19 protein-coding genes are annotated in these 22,610 nt (G+C 41.3%); 10 read left to right on the top strand and 9 right to left on the bottom strand.

The window, feature by feature from the left end:
* Nucleotides 1-37: 37 nt before the first annotated feature.
* Together rplQ and dnaK are read left to right on the top strand one after the other, a co-directional pair.
* Entirely contained in the window at nt 38-796 is a 759-nt protein-coding gene (rplQ, locus tag WKR92_RS04410; protein ID WP_375556618.1) for a 50S ribosomal protein L17, read from the top strand.
* 329 nt (nt 797-1,125) lie between these two features.
* A complete protein-coding gene (gene dnaK, locus WKR92_RS04405; protein WP_375556617.1) occupies nt 1,126-3,036 on the top strand; it encodes a molecular chaperone DnaK in 1,911 nt (636 codons plus the stop codon).
* A gap of 119 nt (nt 3,037-3,155) precedes the next feature.
* Here dnaK and WKR92_RS04400 read toward each other — a convergent pair whose 3' ends face one another.
* The 4 genes from WKR92_RS04400 to WKR92_RS04385 are packed head-to-tail and all read right to left on the bottom strand — an operon-like array spanning nt 3,156 to nt 8,349.
* A complete protein-coding gene (locus WKR92_RS04400; RefSeq protein WP_375556616.1) occupies nt 3,156-4,070 on the bottom strand; it encodes a nucleotidyltransferase family protein in 915 nt (304 codons plus the stop codon).
* Nucleotides 4,071-4,126: 56 nt separating this feature from the next.
* A complete protein-coding gene (locus WKR92_RS04395) occupies nt 4,127-5,659 on the bottom strand; it encodes a helicase HerA-like domain-containing protein (RefSeq protein ID WP_375556615.1) in 1,533 nt (510 codons plus the stop codon).
* A gap of 20 nt (nt 5,660-5,679) precedes the next feature.
* On the bottom strand, nt 5,680-6,789 hold the full coding sequence (locus tag WKR92_RS04390) for a M42 family metallopeptidase (RefSeq protein WP_375556614.1): 1,110 nt from the start codon (nt 6,787-6,789) through the stop codon (nt 5,680-5,682).
* 18 nt (nt 6,790-6,807) lie between these two features.
* Nucleotides 6,808-8,349, bottom strand: coding sequence for an acyl-CoA carboxylase subunit beta (locus tag WKR92_RS04385; RefSeq protein ID WP_375556613.1), 1,542 nt, complete (start codon nt 8,347-8,349; stop codon nt 6,808-6,810).
* A 189-nt stretch (nt 8,350-8,538) separates the two neighbouring features.
* On the opposite strand from WKR92_RS04385, the gene WKR92_RS04380 reads away from it, so the two are divergent.
* The gene (locus WKR92_RS04380; protein ID WP_375556612.1) at nt 8,539-9,207 is read left to right on the top strand and encodes a carbonic anhydrase; all 669 of its coding nucleotides are present in this window, start codon (nt 8,539-8,541) and stop codon (nt 9,205-9,207) included.
* A 211-nt stretch (nt 9,208-9,418) separates the two neighbouring features.
* Here the strand turns inward: WKR92_RS04380 and pruA are convergent, their stop codons facing one another.
* Entirely contained in the window at nt 9,419-11,053 is a 1,635-nt protein-coding gene (gene pruA / locus WKR92_RS04375) for an L-glutamate gamma-semialdehyde dehydrogenase (RefSeq protein ID WP_375556611.1), read from the bottom strand.
* A gap of 73 nt (nt 11,054-11,126) precedes the next feature.
* Here pruA and lpxK point away from each other — a divergent pair, with 73 nt between their 5' ends.
* From lpxK to WKR92_RS04350, 5 genes are all read left to right on the top strand, one after another.
* Nucleotides 11,127-12,185 carry a tetraacyldisaccharide 4'-kinase gene (lpxK, locus tag WKR92_RS04370; protein WP_375556610.1) on the top strand — a complete coding sequence of 353 codons (1,059 nt, stop codon included), beginning with the start codon at nt 11,127-11,129 and terminating at the stop codon, nt 12,183-12,185.
* Nucleotides 12,186-12,263: 78 nt separating this feature from the next.
* On the top strand, nt 12,264-13,076 hold the full coding sequence (locus WKR92_RS04365) for a purine-nucleoside phosphorylase (protein ID WP_375556609.1): 813 nt from the start codon (nt 12,264-12,266) through the stop codon (nt 13,074-13,076).
* A gap of 6 nt (nt 13,077-13,082) precedes the next feature.
* Nucleotides 13,083-15,089, top strand: a complete 2,007-nt coding sequence (locus WKR92_RS04360) for a putative porin (RefSeq protein WP_375556608.1) — start codon at nt 13,083-13,085, stop codon at nt 15,087-15,089.
* Between the two features lie 80 nt (nt 15,090-15,169).
* On the top strand, nt 15,170-15,607 hold the full coding sequence (locus WKR92_RS04355; protein WP_375556607.1) for a peptidylprolyl isomerase: 438 nt from the start codon (nt 15,170-15,172) through the stop codon (nt 15,605-15,607).
* A 41-nt stretch (nt 15,608-15,648) separates the two neighbouring features.
* A complete protein-coding gene (locus tag WKR92_RS04350; RefSeq protein WP_375556606.1) occupies nt 15,649-16,074 on the top strand; it encodes a DUF5606 family protein in 426 nt (141 codons plus the stop codon).
* A gap of 260 nt (nt 16,075-16,334) precedes the next feature.
* Here WKR92_RS04350 and rlmH read toward each other — a convergent pair whose 3' ends face one another.
* Nucleotides 16,335-16,808: a 23S rRNA (pseudouridine(1915)-N(3))-methyltransferase RlmH gene (gene rlmH, locus WKR92_RS04345; protein ID WP_375556605.1), complete on the bottom strand. Its 474-nt coding sequence runs from the start codon at nt 16,806-16,808 to the stop codon at nt 16,335-16,337.
* A gap of 61 nt (nt 16,809-16,869) precedes the next feature.
* Between rlmH and WKR92_RS04340 the strand changes: the two genes are divergently transcribed.
* Both WKR92_RS04340 and fabG read left to right on the top strand, forming a co-directional pair.
* Entirely contained in the window at nt 16,870-18,678 is a 1,809-nt protein-coding gene (locus WKR92_RS04340; protein ID WP_375556604.1) for a MutS-related protein, read from the top strand.
* A gap of 62 nt (nt 18,679-18,740) precedes the next feature.
* Entirely contained in the window at nt 18,741-19,484 is a 744-nt protein-coding gene (gene fabG / locus WKR92_RS04335; protein ID WP_375556603.1) for a 3-oxoacyl-[acyl-carrier-protein] reductase, read from the top strand.
* 22 nt (nt 19,485-19,506) lie between these two features.
* Here the strand turns inward: fabG and WKR92_RS04330 are convergent, their stop codons facing one another.
* The 3 genes from WKR92_RS04330 to carA all read right to left on the bottom strand — a co-directional run bounded on the left by WKR92_RS04330 (nt 19,507) and on the right by carA (nt 22,416).
* On the bottom strand, nt 19,507-19,797 hold the full coding sequence (locus tag WKR92_RS04330) for an FtsB family cell division protein (RefSeq protein WP_375556602.1): 291 nt from the start codon (nt 19,795-19,797) through the stop codon (nt 19,507-19,509).
* Nucleotides 19,798-19,902: 105 nt separating this feature from the next.
* Complete coding sequence (eno, locus tag WKR92_RS04325) at nt 19,903-21,192, bottom strand: phosphopyruvate hydratase (RefSeq protein WP_375556601.1); 1,290 nt, start codon at nt 21,190-21,192, stop codon at nt 19,903-19,905.
* A gap of 114 nt (nt 21,193-21,306) precedes the next feature.
* The gene (gene carA / locus WKR92_RS04320; RefSeq protein ID WP_375556600.1) at nt 21,307-22,416 is read right to left on the bottom strand and encodes a glutamine-hydrolyzing carbamoyl-phosphate synthase small subunit; all 1,110 of its coding nucleotides are present in this window, start codon (nt 22,414-22,416) and stop codon (nt 21,307-21,309) included.
* Between the last annotated feature and the right edge of the window lie 194 nt (nt 22,417-22,610).

The following is a 22,610-nucleotide window of genomic DNA, read 5'->3' as shown; positions in this document are numbered from 1 at the left end:
AGAACAAAGGAGACGGTATGCACAAAAAACTAAACAAATGAGACACGGAAAAAAAATCAATCACTTAAGTCGTACTGACAGCCACCGTAAGGCAATGTTATCAAATATGGCTACATCGCTTGTTAAACATAAGCGAATCACTACTACTTTAGCCAAAGCAAAAGCTTTACGCAAATATGTTGAGCCGCTAATTACGAAATCTAAAACAGATTCAACTCATTCTCGCCGTACGGTATTTTCGTACCTCAAGGATAAAGACGCGGTAACAATACTGTTCCGTGAGATTTCCGAGAAGGTAGCAAATCGTCCTGGTGGATATACTCGTATCATTAAGATGGCTAATCGTATAGGCGATAACGCAGAGATGGCTATAATCGAACTGGTAGACTATAACGAAGTCTATAATACTGCAGAAGCGAAGCCTGAAAAGAAAGCTACAAGACGTCGTGGTGGAGCTAAGAAGAAAGCTAGCAGTGCTAAGAAAGACGATGTAGCGGTGGAAGAACCAAAAGAAAAGGCACCTAAAGAAGAAGTAAAAGCGGACGACTTGACTAAAATTGAAGGTGTTGGACCGAAAATCGCTGAAGTGTTTACAAACGCTGGAATCAGTACATTTAAAGAATTGGCGGCTAAAACTCCTGAAGAGTTAAAAGAGGTTCTTACAAATGCAGGCGATCAGTTTAACACGGCTACTCCTGATACATGGCCTCAACAAGCTGAACTCGCAAGTGAAGGTAAGTTCGAAGAACTTGAAAAGTTACAGGACGAACTTAAGGGCGGTAAAGAAGAAGCTTAAGATACATTACATATTATTGTAGAAAGGTTGATCACTAGAAGTGGTCAACCTTTTTTTATATCCTTACTAGAGTTGTGTTTTTGCGGTAGAGCTGTGATGTGCACCAAAGACATTAGTTAAATTCATATGCCCGTAAGTTCAAGAGTGCTCCGTATGTGTAGAGTTCGTATAGCATTTTTAAACACTGTATCAGATTGACTAACGAAGGTAAGTGAAGAGTGTGTGTCAATTTGTCATTCGCTTGTTGGAATTTTAATTCTGCGATTCCCTTGGTATAAGGTTTGATGAGGCATTATAGTAATATCAAATTAAACTCAAAAAAAGGAAATATGTCAAAAATTATTGGAATCGACTTAGGAACAACGAATTCCTGTGTTGCAGTAATGGAAGGTAATGAACCAGTGGTGATTTCGAATAACGAAGGAAAACGCACTACGCCTTCTATTGTTGCTTTCGTCGAAAACGGAGAAAGAAAAGTAGGAGACCCTGCTAAACGTCAGGCTATAACGAATCCTACGAAGACCATATCATCAATTAAAAGGTTCATTGGCGAGACATTCGATGAAGTATCAAAAGAAATTGCTCGCGTGCCATATGAGGTAGTGAAAGGTGACAATAATACGCCTCGCGTAGTGATAGATGACAGGAAGTATACGCCTCAGGAGATATCTGCCATGATTCTACAAAAAATGAAGAAAACTGCAGAAGATTTCCTTGGACAAGAGGTATCAGAGGCTGTTATTACTGTACCAGCATACTTTAATGACTCTCAGCGTCAAGCTACCAAAGAAGCAGGTGAAATTGCTGGCTTGACAGTTAAGAGAATCATTAACGAGCCAACTGCGGCTGCGCTGGCTTACGGTCTAGACAAAGCTGACAAGGATATGAAGATCGCCGTCTTTGACTGCGGTGGCGGTACGCACGACGTTTCGATCCTGGAGCTAGGAGATGGGGTTTTTGAAGTTAAATCTACTGACGGGGATGTGCACTTGGGTGGTGACGACTTTGATCAGGTTATCATTGATTGGTTAGTACAAGAGTTCAAGACTGACAATAATGGCTTTGACTTGTCGAAAGACGCAATGGCCCTTCAACGTTTGAAAGAAGCTGCCGAAAAAGCGAAAGTAGAGCTTTCAAGTACATCTACTACGGAGATTAACTTACCTTATATAACAGCTGATCAAACCGGCCCGAAACACTTAGTTCGGAGCCTGACCCGTGCCAAGTTTGAACAGTTAGCAGACAGTTTGATTAAGCGCACAATAGAACCTTGTCGTTCCGCATTGAAAAATGCTGGTTTGGACAAGTCGGAAATTGACGAAATTATTCTAGTTGGTGGATCAACACGTATTCCTGCTATTCAGGAAGCAGTTAAGGCATTCTTTGGTAAAGAACCGTCGAAAGGTGTTAATCCAGACGAAGTAGTCGCATTAGGAGCAGCTATTCAAGGAGGAGTATTAACTGGTGAGGTTAAAGATGTTCTTCTACTAGACGTTACACCGCTTTCATTGGGTATCGAAACAATGGGTGGGGTAATGACCAAGTTGATTGAAGCTAACACGACTATCCCAAGTAGAAAATCAGAAACATTCTCAACGGCGTCAGATAATCAGCCGTCAGTTGAGATCCATATCTTGCAAGGTGAGCGCCCAATGGCTAACCAGAACCGGACTATCGGAAGATTCCATTTAGATGGAATACCACCAGCTCCACGTGGAGTGCCTCAAATTGAAGTGACATTCGATATTGATGCAAACGGTATCTTAAATGTATCTGCAAAAGACAAGGCTACGGGCAAAGAACAGAAGATTCGTATCGAAGCATCCTCTGGACTTAGTGATGAGGAAATTCAAAAGATGAAAGAAGAGGCTGAAGCGAATGCAGATCAAGATAAAAAAGCGAAAGAAGAAGCTGATAAAATTAATGCAGCAGATGCGCTAATATTCTCGACCGAGAGCCAGTTGAAAGAATATGGTGAGAAAATTCCTGCTGATAAAAAGGCTACAATCGAGGACGGTCTTGCTAAGTTGAAAGAAGCGCATGCTGCACGTGACTTTACAGCAATGGATGCAGCCCAAGAATCACTTCAAAATGCCTGGAACCAAGCAGCAGGTGATATGTATGCGCAAGGTCAGCCTTCAGGAGAAGCACAAGATCAGCCCTCAGAAGGTGAAACACAGAATGGCGATGACGTAACCGATGTGGACTTTGAAGAAGTGAAAGACGACGAAAAGAAATAAGTCACAACGGATATTCAATAAATGCAATGCCCCAAGAATGTTTATTTTTGGGGCATTTTTTATTGGAAAGTAACTAACTAATAATCACTATTATTTTTCCACGCTTGGTGGTTATACACTTACCCCCACAAGTGCTCAGGGTAGGTGCCATTCTCAATTAGTTTTGAAATATTTTCCTGTACAATCGGCTTGTCCTCCTTATATGTAACACCGAACCACTTTTCCGCAGTAGGAATTACCTTGAAGGTAGCTTTATCATTCTGGATCAAATGGTCGGCAACCAATGGGATGAAAAATTCCGATTTAGGGTTCGTATGATTCTTTTCGATAAAGTCTTTAAACAATTCTACGGATATATCAAAAACGGCTGGTGTGAAACCCCAGAAATTCATTGATACGCGTGCATCAGAAGGGAGGGCAGTCTCTTTTCCATCTTCTTCAAACACGATTTTCTTTTCTCCCTCAATGTCTTTGAAATAAACCTTTGTTCTTTCTATTATCTCAGTCATATTGCCTTTGTCATCTACCTGACAGACTCCGCGAGACACCGAGCCATGTTCAGATAGAGTTTTATCGATTTGAAAGCCCATTAGAGCAAACTCACTATCTGTTGCATCATTTATTAGGAAATCTGCCATTTTTTTAAACGAATCATAGCCGTAAAAATCGTCTGCGTTGATTACGCAAAAAGGCTCCTTAATTGTGTCTTTAGCTGATAAAACAGCGTGTGCAGTTCCCCAAGGTTTTGCTCGTTCCACTTCACGGTCAATACCATATTTTGTCAAGTCAAAATCTTGGAAGACATATTCCGTCTCAATTTTTCCTTTCAGCTTCGGGTCATAAATAGATCTGAAGTTATCCTCGAATTCTTTTTTTATAATGAACGTTACCTTGCCGAACCCAGCTCGTATCGCATCGTATATAGAATAATCAATTATCGTTTCTCCATTGGGTCCAAAAGCGTCGATTTGCTTCATGCTGCCATAACGACTTGCCATTCCTGCTGCCAAGATTAAAAGAGTTGGTTTTTTCATTTTAAAATAATTATTGATTTGTGTTTTAATTTTATCGTTTTCGTTTTGCCTTTTTTTTATCGTTTTCTTTTACCTTTTAGAAAGCTTGTAAGCGCTGTTAATATGATTCTGCCAGCCCCTGCAGCAAGCGTACGTATCAGCGTCTTTCCCGCAGCTTCTACCGGTGTCTGTCGGTTACTTCGTTTCCGGGTTTTACTAACTTTTTTGCTCTTGAGTTTTTCTGCTTCTGCCTCTAGTTCTCTCCTTCTTTCTTCAATTACTTCAGCAGCACTGTGACTGTCAGTCGACTGGCCGTATTTCTGGAACAGGTCAGATGAAGCGATGATCTTATCATAGTCACTGGTGTTCAACGGTCCCATCACCGCTCTAGGAGGGATCAGATGTGTTGCCACAACTTCAGTCGGTATCCCTTTATCATTCAGTACGGTAATCAGCGCCTGCCCTGTCCCTAGCTGTGTTAATATCTCATCTATTTTATAAAAATCGGAGTTTGGATATGTTTTAACCGTTTTGCGCAGATTTTCAGCATCATTAGGCGTAAAGGCCCTTAAAGCATGTTGTACTCTGTTCCCTAACTGCCCCAGCACATTCTCTGGGATATCTGTAGGCGCTTGCGTACAGAAAAACACGCCTACACCCTTTGAACGAATCAACCGGATAATCTGATCAACACGTGAAAGAAACACCTTTGATGCATTTTTAAAAAGAAGATGAGCCTCATCAAAGAAGAAGATAAGCTTCGGTTTATCCGGATTGCCTACCTCTGGTAAATTCTTAAAAAGCTGGTTCAATAAACTCAAAAGGAAAGTAGAGAACAAAACCGGTTGGTTTTGCACATCTGAAATGTTCAGCAGGCTGATTATCCCTTTGTCATCTATTTTTCGAAACAGATCATTGATGTCAAATTCTGGTTCGCCGAAGACATCGGAAAGCCCTTGCTGCTCCACCGATACAATTTTTCGAAGGATGGTTCCCGATGTACTGCTACTGATTTTTCCATAATCCTGCGCTATTTCCATAGCACCTTCACCTTGTGATAAAAAATTCAATAAAGCCTTTAGATCGTCAAAGTTAATCAGCGCAATCTGATGATCATCGGCATACTTAAAAATAGCCGTCAATACACCCGTTTGTGTATCATTCAGGTCAAGAACCCTTGCCAGCATAACGGGGCCAAAATCGCTGATTTTGATCCGTAGCGGGATTCCATTTTTTCCACTTAGCGAAAACAATTCTATCGGGAAGCTTTGCGGCACGAAAGGTCGCTCCAGCATTTTCCCGCGTTCCACAAGAGCCGGATTGCTTTCTCCAGCCTCTGCCAAACCTGACAAATCCCCTTTAACATCCAACATGAATACTGGTACACCCGCATCCGACAGCTGTTCAGCTATTAATTGTAGCGTGCGTGTTTTCCCAGTTCCAGTTGCCCCAGCGATTAGCCCATGTCTATTCATCATCTTCAGGGCCAGGTTGACTTGTGCAGGTGCTATGATCTCTTGCTCGAGAATACCGGAGCCCAAGTAAATAAATTCACCCTTTGGATTGTAAGATTCTTTTATCTTTTCTATAAACAATGCTTTATTTTCCATGAGTGGTTCCGATTAAAATATTATTTAGCAAATGAGCGATAGTCTTTTTCTGCTTCTAAGGCCAATACAGTTTCATATAGCAAACGGATAGCATTATCAACATCCTCAATATGTGCCATCTCTACTGTCGTGTGCATATAGCGTAGAGGCAAGGAAATCAGTGCTGATGCTACTCCTTGGTTCGAATAGGCAAATGCATCCGTATCCGTTCCTGTCGTTCTAGATGAAGCTTGTCTTTGGAAGGGTATATTCTTCTTCTGCGCCGTCTCCACGATCAGCCGATTCAGATTAATCTGCACAGCCGGTGCATAAGAGACTACCGGACCTTTCCCACAGGCAAGATCGCCTTGCACGTTTTTCTCAATCATAGGCGTCTGTGTATCATGCGTTACATCCGTAACAATTGCCACATCCGGTTGAATACGTTCAGCAATCATTTCAGCCCCTTTCAGTCCTATTTCCTCTTGCACTGAATTAACAATATATAATCCAAAAGGCAATTTCTTCTTATTTTCCTTTAACAGTCTCGCCACTTCTGCAATCATAAATCCGCCGATCCGGTTATCTAAAGCTCTGCCTACATAATAGCGATCGTTCAATACCATAAATTCATCCTCATAGGTGATCACAGAACCGACGTGAATGCCCAGCGCTTCTACCTCTTCTTTCGATGTGCAGCCGCAGTCCAAGAAAATGTTCTTTTGTGTAGGGTTATCCTCCTTTTCTTTTCCGTTGCGTGTATGAATGGCCGGCCATCCGAACACCGCTTTCCGAATTCCTTGGTCTGTGTGAATATTCACACGTTTAGATGGTGCAATTTGATGGTCAGATCCACCGTTTCGAATTACATAAATCAAGCCATCACTATTAATATAGTTCACAAACCAAGAGATTTCGTCAGCATGTGCTTCCAAGACTACTTTGTAGGCCGCATCCGGATTAATCACACCCACTGCCGAACCATAGGTGTCCGTGAAGCTATCATCAACATACTTGTTTAAATAGTCTAGCCATATCCGTTGGCCATCCCATTCAAAACCTGTAGGTGAAGGATTGTTTAAATACTGTTCTAAAAAACTTAATGATTTCTCATTGCTCAATTTCTTCGCTTGTTCTTTCTTTTTACTCATGTTTATTATTAACGTACATTATAAGGGAATATTCCCATGTTTTTTCTTTGGTAATTTTACTGCTTTGTTTTCAAGCATCTTAAAGGCAAAGATAAGTTTTTCACGAGTTTCTGCTGGCTCAATTACCTCATCAATAAAACCCCTTTCTGCCGCCCGATATGGATTTGCAAATTTATCAGAATACTCTTTCTCTTTCTTTAGCCATTCCTTTTCAGGATCTTCGGCTGATGAAATTTGCTTTTTAAAGATGATCTCAGCGGCACCTTTCGCACCCATAACTGCAATCTCTGCAGACGGCCATGCAAAGTTCATATCAGCTCCTATATGTTTACTGTTCATCACACAATAGGCCCCTCCATATGCTTTTCTCGTGATCACGGTGATCCGGGGAACTGTAGCTTCACTAAAAGCAAACAACAGTTTTGCACCATGTGTAATGATACCGTTCCACTCCTGATCCGTTCCGGGCAAGAAACCCGGTACATCCTCCAGTACTAATAGCGGGATATTGAAGCAGTCACAGAACCTGACAAAGCGCGCACCCTTTACTGATGCATCAATGTCAAGAACACCTGCTAAAGATGCGGGTTGATTTGCTACGATTCCGATACTGCGACCGGCCAGCCTTGCGAAACCCACAACAATATTCTCTGCAAAATCCCTATGTACTTCCATAAAAGAATCGGGGTCTGCAAGCTCTTCAATCACCAGTCGCATATCATAGGGTTGTGAAGCATTATCCGGGATAACCGAATTCAATACTTCCCGATGTTCATTTTTAATCTGATAATCTAGACAGGGGACAAGATCTTCACAGTTCTGCGGCATATAGCTCAATAGTCGTTTAATATGCTCAACGGCATCCAACTCATTTTCACATGCAAAATGCGTAACGCCTGATTTAGAGGCATGCGTTTCAGCGCCTCCTAACTCCTCTGCAGTAACGGATTCATGAGTCACCGTTTTTACCACATTGGGGCCGGTAACAAACATATACGATGTGTTTTTAACCATCACTGTAAAGTCAGTAATCGCCGGCGAATACACGGCGCCGCCCGCACTCGGACCCATAATGGCCGATATCTGAGGAATGACTCCCGAGGCTAGGGTATTTCTATAAAAAATATCAGCATATCCGCCGAGTGACACCACTCCCTCTTGGATGCGTGCACCGCCCGAGTCATTAAGGCCGATAATGGGTGCGCCATTTTGGAGTGCCAGATCCATTATTTTACAAATCTTTTCAGCGTAAGTCTCAGAAAGGGAACCTCCGAAAACAGTAAAATCCTGAGAGAAGACGTATACCGTACGGCCACCAATTGTGCCATATCCTGTTACCACTCCATCTCCCGCATAGGTTTCATTTTCCATGCCGAAGTCGGTACTCCGATGCTTCACCAACATGCCTATTTCCTGAAAAGAGCCTTCGTCCAGTAATAGCTGCAAACGTTCACGTGCCGTCAGCTTACCCTTTTTATGCTGGCTATCAATCCGTGCGGTTCCACCTCCTTGTAAAGCCTCCTTCTTTTTATCCTTCAGGTGTTGAATCTTATCTTTCAATTTTGAGCAGTTTGGTTAGGAGTAATTTAGCGATAATCCACCAATAAAGGTAATAAAATTGTTCATTTCCATTCATCAATCAACTTCGTCGTCGTCACTGACAAAAGTATATTGCATTTTCTTTAATATCGGAACCGGCAATTTCGTAATATTGCATTTATTTAGACCCTAATTTTTAATACTAATATAATGTGTGATAAAAAATTTGATAATGAAACCTTAACCAAGAGCTTTCATAAGATCATTGCGGGTAACCAGGCCTGGTCCAAAGAAGTAGAGGAAGATAAAACCGGACTTTTTACAGAACTGGCAAAAGGACAACATCCCGATCTCCTCTGGATCGGTTGTTCCGACAGTCGCGTTCCCGCCAATCAAATCACCGGCACTCGGCCCGGGGATGTTTTTGTCCATCGTAATGTCGCCAATCTCTGCGTCCATTCAGATATGAACATGCTGAGTGTGCTCGATTTTGCTGTTAATATTTTGAAGGTGAAGCACGTTATTGTCGCCGGCCATTATCGTTGTGGAGGGATAACTGCCGCTATGGGGCAAAAACAATATGGTCTTTTAGACAATTGGCTTCGGCATCTGAAAGATGTTTATCGCACCCATGCGCAAGAACTCAATGCTATCAGCGACCTACAAAAACGAGAAGATCGCTTTGTTGAGTTGAATGTTATTGAACAGGTTTCTAATCTTTGCAAGACGACGATTGTACAGAATGCATGGAAACAACGGGATGACCTCGCTATACACGGAATGATTATCCAATTGGAAACGGGTAAGCTGATCGACTTGAACGTCACAGCAACCAATGTTGACCAACAGCTAGGGGAATATTATCAGCTCAATAAATAGTTACGACTCGACTGTCCTGGCAGACTCGGTCTACACAATTACCTATCAGTTCCCAAATGGGTCCCTATTGAGTCCCTGTATTTCATGTATAATTGGGATTCATTTGAAAACCGATGGCGGTGAATCCCCCAATAAAGTAAAACAAGTCTTAAACAAAAACGGTTGCAGCTAATCGCTGCAACCGTTTTATCTTTCTTTATGTTGCAAAGAACTAGTCTTCCTGCATAAACGGATAACGATAGTCTTTTGGTGAGTCGAATGATTCTTTAATCGTACGAGGTGACACCCAGCGTAGTAGGTTGATCATCGAACCAGCTTTATCGTTTGTTCCCGAGCCTCTAGCGCCTCCAAAAGGTTGTTGGCCTACAACAGCTCCCGTACACTTATCGTTTACGTAAAAGTTTCCGGCAGCATTTTTCAGAGCTTTCGTCGCTTTGTCGATAGCATATCGATCTTGAGCAATCACTGCACCCGTTAATGCATAGATCGAGGTCTCATCGATCGTTTTAAGAATTTCATCATATTTTTCATCTTCATACACGAAAACGGTAAGGACAGGGCCGAATAGCTCTTCACACATGGTTACGTAATCGGGCTTCGACGCAACAATCACCGTTGGTTCAATAAAGTAACCTTTGCTCTTGTCATAGTTGCCACCAGCGATGATCTCTACAGATGAATCTGCCTTTGCATCGTCAATGTATTTTGCAAGCTTATCAAATGACTTCTCATCGATAACAGCATTGATGAAATTGGTAAAATCTTCAACACCGCCCATTTTGAATGATTTGATGTCACGAAGCATCAGTTCTTTGATCTGTGGCCAAAGGCTTTTAGCAATATATACCCTTGAAGCTGCGGAGCACTTCTGTCCTTGATATTCGAATGCACCTCTAACAATCGCTGTACTAGAAATTTCCACATCGGCTGATGGGTGGATCAAAATAAAGTCCTTTCCGCCTGTTTCCCCTACAATTCTAGGGTAGCTCTTATAGCGATGAATGTTATTTCCAATGGTTTTCCAGATATCTTGGAATACTGCAGTTGACCCTGTAAAGTGGATTCCTGCGAAGTCGGGGTGCTTAAATATCACATCTCCTGCATCCGGTCCTGATACGTATACCAAATTGATAACACCATCCGGAACTCCTGCTTCTTTGAAAATCTGCATGATGACATTGGCAGCGTAGATTTGTGTGTTGGCAGGTTTCCATACAACCACATTACCCATCATGGCAGCCGAGCTTGGCAGGTTACCCGCGATGGCAGTGAAGTTAAACGGAGTCAGTGCAAAAACAAATCCTTCCAGTGGTCTTTGCTCTACTTTATTCCATACACCTTTCGGAGAAACCGGTGGCTGCTGAGCATATATTTCCGTCATGTACTCAACATTGAAACGTAGAAAATCAGCAAGTTCACATGCAGAGTCAATCTCAGCTTGGAAAGCATTCTTTGACTGTCCCAACATCGTGGCTGCATTGATTTTCGCGCGGTAAGGACCTGAAACCAAGTCGGCCGCTTTTAAAAATATGGAAGCTCTCTCGTACCAAGGCAAATTTTCCCAGTCATGCTTAGCCGCCAAAGCTGCATCGATGGCATCATTTACATGGCTCTTATCACCTTCATGAAAGTATCCTAGCACGTGTTGGTGGTTATGAGGGGGTCTTAATGCTACTTTTTTTCCGGTTTTGATGGCTTTGTCACCAATATACATCGGAACCTCAATTTCGGTTTCTAATGCATCCTTAAGTGCTTTTTGTAATGACTTGCGTTCTGGAGTTCCGGGAGCGTATGATAAAACAGGTTCGTTCACCGGAGTCGGTACTTTGAAAAATCCTTTAGACATAGTTAAGTTTTTAAAAACAAAGATACAGATTTCTGACGGCACGCATAAATTTATGCGTAAATTTGACCTATATATGCTAAGGTTTTTACGATTAATTTTATGGCCGTTTTCTCTTGTTTACGGGATTATCATTTCTGCTCGTAATTTCATGTACGATCGTGGTATCCTGAAGACGACAAAATTTTCCCTCCCAGTTATTGTTGTTGGAAACCTTGCTGTTGGCGGAACAGGAAAAAGTCCGATGACCGAACTGCTAATCCGATTGCTTAAAAATGATTTTAAGCTTGCAACCCTTAGCAGGGGTTATGGAAGGAAAAGTTCAGGTTTTCTTTATGTAAGCCCTACAGATAGCGTGCGACAAGTTGGAGATGAACCACTGCAATTCAAAAACAAATTTCCGGAAATTACCGTAGCTGTTTGTGAAGATCGGGTGGTCGGTGTAGAAAAATTGCAGCGTGACCATGAACTTGTTCTGCTAGATGATGCTTACCAGCACCGCGCACTCACACCCGGATTCAGTATTCTTTTAATTGAGTATCAAAGTCTTTTTAAGACCAAGCTTTTGCTCCCGGCCGGAAACTTTAGAGATAGCTATTCCCAGCGAAAACGTGCGGATATGATCGTTATCAGCAAATCGCCCGAACAGTTGACCGCGGATAAGAAAAAGCAAGCTTTAGAAAGACTCGACGCTGACCCAGTACAAAACGTGTTTTTCTCCTATCTGTCTTATGATCATCCGCAGGTTGTTTTTACAAACAAGATCGCTGAAATACCCATCACGAAATCAGATCATATTCTCTTGGTTTCCGGTATCGCTAATCCAGCCCTCTTACAGAAATATTTACAAGGTCAATGTGCGTCTCTGAAAACATTGAGCTATCCGGATCATCATCTTTTTTCTGAGAATGATCTTCGAGACGTTATTGAGCTTTATCAACAGATACAATCTGATCAAAAATACATCGTCACGACCGAGAAGGATTATCAGCGACTTAAAGATTTTGCGCAGATGTTTGATCGTCTTCCGCCTTCGGCAGTTCGCGTGTTACCTGTTAAAACCAGCTTTCATGACGCTGGCGACGAGGGGTTTTCATCCATTGTGCATCAATATTGTAAGGGAAAAATAAGTTAGCGGAGCAAGCTGTGTCTTCAAATTAAAAGATTAACGTATTTTAGTAGAACTAGACATCATATTTACAAACACAAAGACATGCATTCAAGTATAGATCAATCCTTAAAATATATTCGTCACCATATTGGCGAGTTTCAGCCTGAAATAGGGATAATCTTAGGCACAGGCTTAGCAGGCCTTGCAGATGAGATCGTTGTAGAGAAGCAGTTACCCTACGCCAATATTCCTCATTTTCCCGTTTCTACAGTAGAGTTTCATTCCGGGAAACTCATTTTTGGAACCCTGAATGGTAAAAAGGTCGTTGCAATGCAGGGCAGGCTCCATTATTACGAAGGGTATAGTATGCAGCAGATTACGTTTCCAATCCGCATTATGAAGCTGCTGGGCATTACGAAGATGTTTGTTTCCAATGCCAGCGGATCCCTTAATCCCGACATAAAAAAGGGATCGTTGGTATTTATCACAGACCATATTAACCTTTTACCGGACAATCCCCTTCGTGGGGTAAACCATAACAGCTTTGGTCCGCGGTTCCCCGATATGTCCAAGCCTTATTGTACAGATCTGCTTTCAAAAGCAATAGCTATTACCAAAGAAAAAGGTATTGATGTACACCAAGGCGTCTATGTTGCCACCATGGGCCCTAATTTGGAGACCAGGGCGGAGTATCGCTACATGCGTATCATCGGTGGCGATGTTGTGGGTATGAGCACCGTTCCTGAGGTGATTGTAGCCAATCATATGTCGTTAAAAGTCTTCGCCGTTTCTGTCGTTACTGACGAAGGTTTTCACGAGGATCTCCAGCCGGTGTCTTTTGAGGAAATTGTGGCTGTAGCTGCACAAACAGAGCCTACCATGACTGAGATTTTAAAAGAATTAATAGCTTTGTAAAAAATAATGAATGTGCGCTTTTTATTAATCGGAATCTTTCTCTGCCTAATGGGGCAAACCCTTTACGCACAGGTTCCCATTGGTGGCGAAGAGTGGGGGGCGGATCTTGATTCTTTGAGAGATGCTGAGGAGCTAAAAGAAGATTCTATTATTTATAATGCGAGTTACATTCGCTATACCACGCTTGATCGGATGCGCTTGGGTACATCTACTGTTCAAATTGACACAAGCCATGTTGGTTATCAGTATTATAACCCACAATATGACCCTTATAATCCGAGTATAAATTTAGGAAGCTACGGCTTATCCACGCGCGATCTGCTATTTAGTCCTTCAAAAACCATCGGATTTCACACAGGTTTTCATAGTATGGACCGGTATGTTCGTTCACCTGACTCGATCAAGTATTATCGGGCGCGCTCTCCTTATTCAGAACTAGAGTTTGTGACTGGTGATCAGGTCTTCAAGGCCACGGTGGCCCAAAATATCAACCCGCGATGGAGCATCGGAACCGATCTCGACTTTGCACTATCAAAAGGCTTTTATCAAAACCAGCGCTATAACGATGTTAAAGCTGCCGTTTATTCATGGTATGAGTCGGAAAACCATCGCTACAATCTTTTAACGAATGCACTTTTCAATACCTTGGTTTCAACAGAAAACGGATCGGTATTAAACGATACGCTGTTTCGTACTCCCGATAGGCAGGCGAGCGACGCTGAGTTGGTAAGGCTCAATGGCCAACGCGAAGAAAGACCGCAGCAGACCTGGCGAGACTTTAGTTTTTTCTTGAGACAAAGCTATTTCATTGGAAGGATTGACTCGCTCAATGCGGGGCTGCCAGATATGGAAATACTGCCTACCCAGCGGGTCTACCATTCTTTACGCCTAAGTTCAAAGAAATATAAGTTTTATAAGAACGAAGATGACTCCGACGGTGCATTCCCTTTTATTGATGAGCAAGCCATCCTAACGAACGATTCTACGCGACTGAAATCAATTATCAACGAATTTGGTTACAGTTTCGCGTTACGGGGTAAATCGGATTCGTCTGCCAAGAACGAAGTGAAATTAGATGTCGGTCTCCGAAATGAGATCTCATGGTTTGATGCAAAAGACAATAAGTTTAGCTTTCAAAATACAACTGCTTTGGCTGGTGTCGGCTATCGTTTCAGTGATCGGGTGAATATTACGGGTGACTTTAGTCAGATCGTAGCCGGGCGTAATTTTGGAGATTTCCTCTATGAGGCGAAAGCCAATATTTTATTAAGCAACACGTTTGGCCGCATTGTTTTAGGTGCTTATACACAGAATAAATCGCCTGAATACCTCTATGAGTTCGCCAACTATCAATACCATCGATGGCCAGAAGCCGATCAGTCGCTCGATTTTGAAAAGACGAAGGTTAATAACCTCTCATTTCAATATGAAAATAAAAAGCTCGGTTTCTATGGCAAGGTTGAGTACTTTCTGATGAACAATTATCTTTACTTCAAGGAAGTCGATAACCCTGATTTCGACCAAACGCTGTTCAGGAAGATTGAACCAACGCAGTTTTCCGGAAGTATTAACATGTTGAAAATAACCGTAGGGGAGAAATTGAAGTTTGGTAATTTTCATTTTGATAACTTCGCAGTATATCAGAAGTCAGATTATATGAATATTCTGCAAACTCCTGAGTTGTATACTTGGCATAGTTTCTATTACAATAACACTTTGGTTAAAGTGGTTAATTTTAACATTGGCTTTGATGTTCGATTCAACACACCTTTCTCTACGCCATCCTATGCTATCAGTATAGGTCAGTTTTATAATGACAATGCGGATATTGAATTTTCTACCTATCCGGTTGTTGATGTATGGTTGACTGCCACCTTAAAACGTACCAACTTCTTCTTACGTTACAATTACCTGAACCAGGGTCTGTTGTCAGACGGATATTATACAGTCAGGCGTTATCCGATGGCCGATGCTCATCTGCGTTTTGGGGTCGCCTGGAAATTTTATGATTAAGCTTGTCTAACAAAATGCTACGTAGCGGTTTTGCATATAAAAAGCAATTTATCTAAGTTTGTCAAAATAAATTTATCGAAATGAGTAAAGCAATAATAAAAACTGAGAAGGGCGATATGACAGTCGAATTCTACGACAAAGATGCTCCGAATACGGTCGAAAATTTTCAAAAACTAGCTAAGTCAGGCTTTTATGATGGGGTGACTTTTCACAGAGTAATACCTGATTTCGTAGTTCAAGGTGGTGACCCGACCGGAACCGGTGCTGGTGGACCAGGTTACTCTATCAAATGTGAATTAGACGGTGAAAACCAATATCATGACCGTGGCGTACTTTCAATGGCTCATGCGGGTCGCGATACTGGTGGCTCACAGTTTTTCATCTGCCATAGTCGGAATAACACCGCTCACTTGGATAGGAACCATACCTGCTTTGGTAAAGTGGTTGAAAACGTAGACGTAGTAGATAATATCCGTCAAGGCGACAAGATTACAAGCATAGAAATTATTGAAGATTAATTAACCGTCAATAGCCAGTGCTATTGCAGTAAAATAACTAAATGAATTTACAAGGAATTGTATCCGTATCAGGAAAGCCTGGTTTATTTAAACTGATAGGGCAGAATAAAGCAGGCTTCGTATTAGAGAGCTTGGATGATCAAAAAGTGAAGTCGGTTGTAAATCTTTCTACCACCAAAATGGCTTCATTAGAAGACATTACTATATTCGGAGAAGACGATGATATCCAGTTGCCTGATATATTTGCAAAGATGAAAGAGGAGGGTGAGGCTCCGGAAGTGAAAAAGGCTAGCTCGGACAATTTGCGTGAGTTTTTCAGAACGGTAGCTCCTAATCACGATGAAGATAGGGTATATACCTCCGATATTAAAAAAATTATCAGCTGGTATAACATTTTAAAGGAACTTCCTTTATTTGAAGAAGAGAAGCCGAAAGAAAATGAAGCGTCTGCTTCTGACTCGGAGTAAGATGATCAGCGTAATACGAAATAGGGGAGCAGTTGCTCCCCTTCTTTATTTTGTTCCTTTTACGTAAAATAAATTAGCAAGGCGATTATGACAACGCCGACGATAATCGATATCGTCATTACTTTTTGTTCACTGGCTTGATTTCCACTTTTGTAACGATAATTTCTTTTTTGTTTATTAAACATATCAAATATCCTTTCCTGCCTGGTTGTTTATTTTAAGATGCATTATTTGGGTAGTTTGCATAAAATCAACCCGTTTTACTCATGGTGATAGGGTTCATTTTTCAGTATGCTCAATGCTCGGTAAAGCTGCTCTATAAAAAACAGACGAATCATCTGGTGTGAAAAAGTCATCTTTGATAACGATAGTTTTCCGTCCGATCGCTGTTCTACGCTCGTGTCAAATCCATAAGGCCCACCAATAACGAAAGTTAAATGCTGCGTGCTGGCTAACATTTTCTTCTCCAAAAAACTACTGAACTCAATGGATCTGTATTCCTTTCCTCGCTCATCCAGTAGAAATACAACATCTCCACCGTTAATGTGTTTTAAAATTAATTCGGCTTCTTTTTCTTTTTGTTGGTTCTGGCTGAGATTTTTACTGTTTTTAATATCCGGGATGATAACCAATTTGAAGTTGATGTAGAATTTTAGACGTTTTAGGTAATTTTCTATACCTTCTATCAAGTACTTCTCGTCGGTTTTTCCGACGCAAATTAGGCTTACCTTCATATGCGTAAAGTTAATTTTTTAAAGCCATATAGAAAGATTAAATTCGGAAATTATTAGATCTATGGAATTTCAACGAGAAGAATTTTATCAAGCCAATTGTGCAAAGGCGAATGGAAAGATTAAAGAGTTAACAACAAAGGTTAATAGATTGGCTCTATTTCGTCTCGGCGTCATTCTCCTGGGTGGCTTCGCACTTTTCCAAGTCATCCAAAGCCAAGAAGTAATTTTAACCCTTGGGGTATTTATTTTAATCATTATTCTCTTTTCGTGGCTTGTGTATCTTCAAAGTAAAGTGCGCAAGGTAAAGATACATACAGAAAACTATCTTAAAGTCAACGAGAATGAATTACAAATACGGCAAGATCGTTCGAAAAATATGTATTCCGCCGGAAGCAGGTATATTAATGACAAACATCCGTACAGTTCTGATTTAGATATATTCGGAGAGTTGTCGCTCTACCAGCTGGTCAACCGGAGTGCGACAGTAGGTGGCAATAAGAAACTAGCTGAATGGTTAAGCACACCGGCAAATAAAGAGGATATTGAAGCGAGGCAGGCATTTGCAAAAGAGCTAGGCAGCGACTATGACTTTTGGCAACAGATTCAAGCCAACATGCTTTTTAACTTAGATAAGCCGCTCGACTATCAAGCACAGTTAAGCCATTTCCTTTCAGAGCCGATCTCAGTAGCGCAAAGCAGCGTATTAAAAGCTTATGTTAAAGTAACATATTATATTTTTATCGCCTTATTTGTGGGGAGCTTCTTTTCATCTTTGGCACTGGCCGCTCTGATTGTCTTAGGCGTATTTAATTTTTTTCTTAGTCTTTTCTACGCTCGTAGAGTTAATTTGGTTGTGGCAAAAGTAGAACGGATTGGCAAGGCGCTTTCGTCTTTTTCTGATGTGTTTGAATCCATAGAACAAAGAAAATGGAAAAACAAGATGGCTGTGGATATGCTTCGTAATATCGAAGAGCAGAGCAATGAAGCAGTCTCAGTCTCCATTAGAAACTTATCAAGCATTTTAAATCGACTGGATGCGCGACTCAATATGTTTGTTGGTGCATTTCTTAACATTACGCAATTGTGGGACCTCAAGCATATTGCAGCTTTAGAAGAATGGAGACAGGGGCAGTCTGCCGGTATACCGGAAGCCTTTGAGTTTCTTTCGGACTTTGAGGCCATCGGTAGCTTGACCACCCTGCATTTTAATAATCCTCATTGGGCATTTCCGACAATCAATGAGAGTCAACGTCATGTGATCGATGCCCGGGGAATTGCACATCCTTTTATTAAAGATACAGATGTCGTTGCCAACGATTATTCGTTTGAGGATCATTCATTGGCATTGATTACCGGCTCAAACATGGCTGGCAAAAGTACGTTTCTAAGAACTTTAGGAATGAATGCTGTATTAGCCTATACTGGTGCACCGGTCAAGGCACAGTCGATGGACATCTCGGTAATGCACATAGTAACGTATATGCGCATCCGTGATTCGGTAAACGAAAGCACATCGACCTTCAAAGCAGAGCTTAACCGTATTAAACAGGTGTTAGAGGAAGTTGAGCAACACAAAAATGTTTGTTTCTTGCTTGATGAGTTGTTGCGTGGAACCAATTCTGTCGATAAGTACCTTGGATCTAAAGCAATCATTGAGAAGCTGATTTCCTATCAAGGGGTCGGGCTTGTAGCCACGCATGATTTGAAGCTAGCCGAGCTGGCAGAGGCCTATCCAGGTTATGTTCGCAATTTTCATTTCGATATTCAGGTAAAAGGCGAAGACATGTTGTTCGATTACCGCCTAAAAGACGGGGCATGCACCATCTTTAATGCATCGATGCTCTTAAAGAAAATTGGTATAACCATTTAGTGACAATTAATTCTTATTTTTAGCAGTTGAACACTTTTATCACAGAATTAACTATAAAATACATGAAATTACTTGACGGAAAAACAGCTCTTATCACAGGTGCTTCAAAAGGAATAGGGCGTAAAATTGCGGAGAAGTTTGCTGAGCAAGGAGCGAACGTAGCCTTTACTTATTTATCTTCAGTTGAAAAAGGTCAGCAATTAGAGCAGGAACTTCAGTCATTTGGTACGCAGGTGAAAGGTTATCGTTCAGATGCTTCTGATTTTGCTGCGGCCGATAAACTTATTCAAGATATTGTAGCGGATTTTGGTTCTTTAGAAATAGTTGTGAACAATGCGGGAGTTACTAAAGACGGTTTGTTATTGCGTATGACCGAGGAGAATTGGGATGACGTACTGAATATTAATTTGAAATCCATTTTTAACGTAACGAAAGCAGCATCTCGAGTAATGATGAAGAACCGAAAAGGTTCGTTCATTAATATGAGCTCGGTGGTGGGTGTGCAGGGTAACGCCGGACAAGCTAATTATGCAGCCTCTAAAGCAGGTATCATAGGCTTTTCAAAGTCTGTTGCCAAAGAATTGGGTTCTCGGAATATCCGAGCTAACGTAGTGGCTCCCGGTTTTATACGTACTGAAATGACCGATGTACTAGACCCCAAGGTGGTTGCCGGTTGGGAAGAGAATATTCCATTAAAACGAGCAGGTGAACCGGAAGATGTAGCAAATCTTTGTGTGTTTTTAGCCTCAGACTTGAGCACTTATATTACTGGGCAAGTGATTCCAGTGGATGGCGGGATGTTATAACTCCTGAAAAAGATAGTTTACGTTATTGTTCTCGGATAATAACGTAAACATCCTCATTATCTTTCTTCATAAAGTATTTTTCGCGGGCAAACTTTTGTAGTTGCTTTGGGTCATTGTCAAAACCTTCGAGGTCCTTTTGTACTTTTTCGATTTCTTTACTGTAGAAGACCTTTTCAGATTCCAATTCCTGAAGCTGACTATGATATTTGTATTGTGAGGAAAGGTCGTTTCGATCAAAGAATAACATCCACGCTGCAAACGCAAAGGAAGCAATAACATATTTATTCTTGATGATCTTAAATAATCTGTGCATAAAACAAAGATAGAGTTTGCTAGGCACAAATTATAAAAAAAAATGATTAATGCAAAAAGCCGGCATCTGCCGGCTTTTTGCATTAATTTTATATACAGCTGAGGTTTACTTAGCGAATTTGAAATCCTTACCTAAGAACCTTGCATTGCTTCCTAATTCTTCTTCGATACGAAGCAATTGGTTGTATTTAGCCACTCTGTCTGAACGAGACGCAGAACCGGTTTTGATCTGTCCACAGTTCAGTGCTACTGCTAAGTCCGCAATTGTATAATCTTCTGTTTCACCTGAACGATGGCTCATAACAGATGTAAATCCACTGTTTTGAGCCAGAGATACAGCATTGATAGTTTCTGTTAAGCTACCAATCTGATTTACTTTGATTAAGATGGAGTTTGCAATTCCCTTGCTAATACCATCCTGTAGACGAGTCACATTTGTTACGAATAAATCATCACCCACCAATTGAGTTGTATTGCCGATCGCTTTCGTCAAAGCTTCCCAACCGTTCCAATCATCTTCGTCCAATCCGTCTTCGATAGAGATGATCGGGTATTTTTTAGTCCAGTCAACCCAATAGTTTACTAACTCTTCAGACGTCATTTCTCTGTTATCGGATTTGCTGAATGTATACAGTCCGGTTTCTTTGTTGTAGAATTCAGATGAAGCCGCATCCATCGCGATGTAAACATCTTCGCCTGGTTTGAAGCCTGCAACTTCAATTGCCTGTAGTACTGTTTCGATCGCTTCTTCGTTTGATCCGATATTTGGAGCAAAACCACCTTCATCACCTACGTTCGTAGAATATCCTTTTTTCTTCAATACGGTTTTTAAGTGGTGGAAGATCTCCACACCCCAACGTAATGATTCGGAAAAAGTACTTGCCCCAACAGGCATAACCATAAACTCTTGGAAGTCTATTTTATTATCAGCGTGGGAACCTCCGTTAAGAATGTTCATCATTGGGATTGGCAATGTGTTTGCATTTACACCTCCAACATAGCGATACAAAGGCTGTCTGCTTTCTTGTGCTGCAGCTTTAGCTACGGCTAAGGAAACACCTAAGATTGCATTGGCACCTAATTTGGCTTTGTTTGGCGTACCATCCAATTCAAGCATTAGGTTGTCGATAGCATTTTGTTCAAAGACATCAGCACCCTTTAGTTCAAGTGCGATCGTCTCATTGACATTTTTAACTGCTTGTAAAACACCTTTTCCTAGGTAGGTTCCTTTATCGTTATCACGCAGCTCTACTGCTTCGTAGCTTCCAGTTGAAGCACCAGAAGGTACCGCAGCACGTCCTACAAATCCGTTTTGGGTTGTTACGTCAACCTCGATAGTTGGGTTTCCACGCGAATCTAGAATCTGTCGCGCATGTACATCAATAATCAAACTCATTTTTTATTGTTTTTCGATGAATAAATTCTTAGTGTAAAAATTACCCTTTGTTAGGTATAGCCAAACTTAGATAAATTTTCTTTTATATTAAATTATAATTGTGTTGTTTACTAGTTAATTACTAACCAAATCTAAGGCACTGATAAAATCATCAAATAAATATACAGAATCATGTGGTCCCGGTGATGATTCAGGATGGTATTGTACCGAAAAGGCCTTTTTCCCCTTCACTCGTATACCTTCAACGGTATGATCGTTAAGGTTACGATGTGTGATCTCTATTTTGTCTGACTTTTCAACATCTTCGGCCACTACCCCAAAGCCATGATTTTGACTTGTGATTTCACACTGCCCTGTGATGATATTTTTAACCGGGTGGTTTGTGCCTCGGTGACCGTTGAACATTTTTTCGGTACCAACGCCATTTGCTAGTGCTAGCAGTTGGTGCCCTAAGCAAATACCGAACATCGGCTTGTCAGATGCTATAATTGCTTTCATGGTTTCCAATGCATAAGGCATAGCAGCTGGATCACCTGGGCCGTTAGAAACAAAGTAACCCGCAGGCTCCCATTTTTCCATCTCTTCAAAAGTAGTTTTTGCAGGGAACACTTTGATAAACACATCGCGATTGTCAAAGTTGCGCAGGATGTTTTTCTTAATACCCAAGTCTAAGACAGCTACCCGGTGACTCGCGTTTTCATCACCGTAAAAATAAGGTTCCTTGGTGGAAACCTGCGATGATAGCTCTAGCCCCTCCATTGAAGGAACCTCTTTTAAACGCTTTTTTAGTTCTTCTACATCCAGTATTTCCGACGAGATAATCGCATTCATTGCGCCTTTGTCGCGAATATGTCGCACTAAGGAGCGTGTGTCAATATCCGAGATGCCGACTAAGTTTTCTTCTTCGAAATAGCTTTGAATCGACTTGTCAGCCATTTTACGACTATAATGGATGTTATAGTTTTTGCAAACGAGCCCAGATATTTGAATTTTAGCTGATTCGTTTTCTTCATCGCTGATACCATAGTTGCCAATGTGTGCATTGGTTGTTACCATGATCTGTCCGAAGTAAGAAGGGTCAGTGAAAATTTCCTGATAGCCGGTCATGCCCGTGTTGAAGCAGATTTCTCCGGTGGTAGTGCCAATTTTACCAGCGGCTTTTCCATGGTAGACGGTGCCGTCTTCTAATAGTAAAATTGCCGGAAGATTTGCGTAATTAGTCATGTATGTAAATATGTGAATTTGTGATTGTTAGAGTGGGATAGTGAAAAAAATAAGACTGTTTCCGCTTGGGTGATGCGGTGCTATTCTGTACATTAGGGAAGTCCTGTACTTCTTTTTTCACAAAGGACAAAGGTAGGGATTTTATAAACTCTTCACAAATAAAATATTGGGATACTTTGTCGGTTCGAGTCTAT

The organism is Albibacterium profundi (assembly GCF_042159835.1).
Classification (GTDB): domain Bacteria; phylum Bacteroidota; class Bacteroidia; order Sphingobacteriales; family Sphingobacteriaceae; genus Albibacterium; species Albibacterium profundi.
Note: the sequence above shows the minus strand (reverse complement) of the source record. Positions and strands in the feature narration are given on the sequence as shown.

Excerpts from the sequence above, each read along its gene's own strand:
- rplQ (WP_375556618.1), top strand. The coding sequence starts at position 38 with ATGAGACACGGAAAAAAAATCAATCACTTAAGTCGTACTGACAGCCAC.
- dnaK (WP_375556617.1), top strand. The coding sequence starts at position 1,126 with ATGTCAAAAATTATTGGAATCGACTTAGGAACAACGAATTCCTGTGTT.
- WKR92_RS04400 (WP_375556616.1), bottom strand. The coding sequence starts at position 4,070 with ATGAAAAAACCAACTCTTTTAATCTTGGCAGCAGGAATGGCAAGTCGT.
- WKR92_RS04395 (WP_375556615.1), bottom strand. The coding sequence starts at position 5,659 with ATGGAAAATAAAGCATTGTTTATAGAAAAGATAAAAGAATCTTACAAT.
- WKR92_RS04390 (WP_375556614.1), bottom strand. The coding sequence starts at position 6,789 with ATGAGTAAAAAGAAAGAACAAGCGAAGAAATTGAGCAATGAGAAATCA.
- WKR92_RS04380 (WP_375556612.1), top strand. The coding sequence starts at position 8,539 with ATGTGTGATAAAAAATTTGATAATGAAACCTTAACCAAGAGCTTTCAT.
- pruA (WP_375556611.1), bottom strand. The coding sequence starts at position 11,053 with ATGTCTAAAGGATTTTTCAAAGTACCGACTCCGGTGAACGAACCTGTT.
- lpxK (WP_375556610.1), top strand. The coding sequence starts at position 11,127 with ATGCTAAGGTTTTTACGATTAATTTTATGGCCGTTTTCTCTTGTTTAC.
- WKR92_RS04365 (WP_375556609.1), top strand. The coding sequence starts at position 12,264 with ATGCATTCAAGTATAGATCAATCCTTAAAATATATTCGTCACCATATT.
- WKR92_RS04360 (WP_375556608.1), top strand. The coding sequence starts at position 13,083 with ATGAATGTGCGCTTTTTATTAATCGGAATCTTTCTCTGCCTAATGGGG.
- WKR92_RS04355 (WP_375556607.1), top strand. The coding sequence starts at position 15,170 with ATGAGTAAAGCAATAATAAAAACTGAGAAGGGCGATATGACAGTCGAA.
- WKR92_RS04350 (WP_375556606.1), top strand. The coding sequence starts at position 15,649 with ATGAATTTACAAGGAATTGTATCCGTATCAGGAAAGCCTGGTTTATTT.
- rlmH (WP_375556605.1), bottom strand. The coding sequence starts at position 16,808 with ATGAAGGTAAGCCTAATTTGCGTCGGAAAAACCGACGAGAAGTACTTG.
- WKR92_RS04340 (WP_375556604.1), top strand. The coding sequence starts at position 16,870 with ATGGAATTTCAACGAGAAGAATTTTATCAAGCCAATTGTGCAAAGGCG.
- fabG (WP_375556603.1), top strand. The coding sequence starts at position 18,741 with ATGAAATTACTTGACGGAAAAACAGCTCTTATCACAGGTGCTTCAAAA.
- WKR92_RS04330 (WP_375556602.1), bottom strand. The coding sequence starts at position 19,797 with ATGCACAGATTATTTAAGATCATCAAGAATAAATATGTTATTGCTTCC.
- eno (WP_375556601.1), bottom strand. The coding sequence starts at position 21,192 with ATGAGTTTGATTATTGATGTACATGCGCGACAGATTCTAGATTCGCGT.
- carA (WP_375556600.1), bottom strand. The coding sequence starts at position 22,416 with ATGACTAATTACGCAAATCTTCCGGCAATTTTACTATTAGAAGACGGC.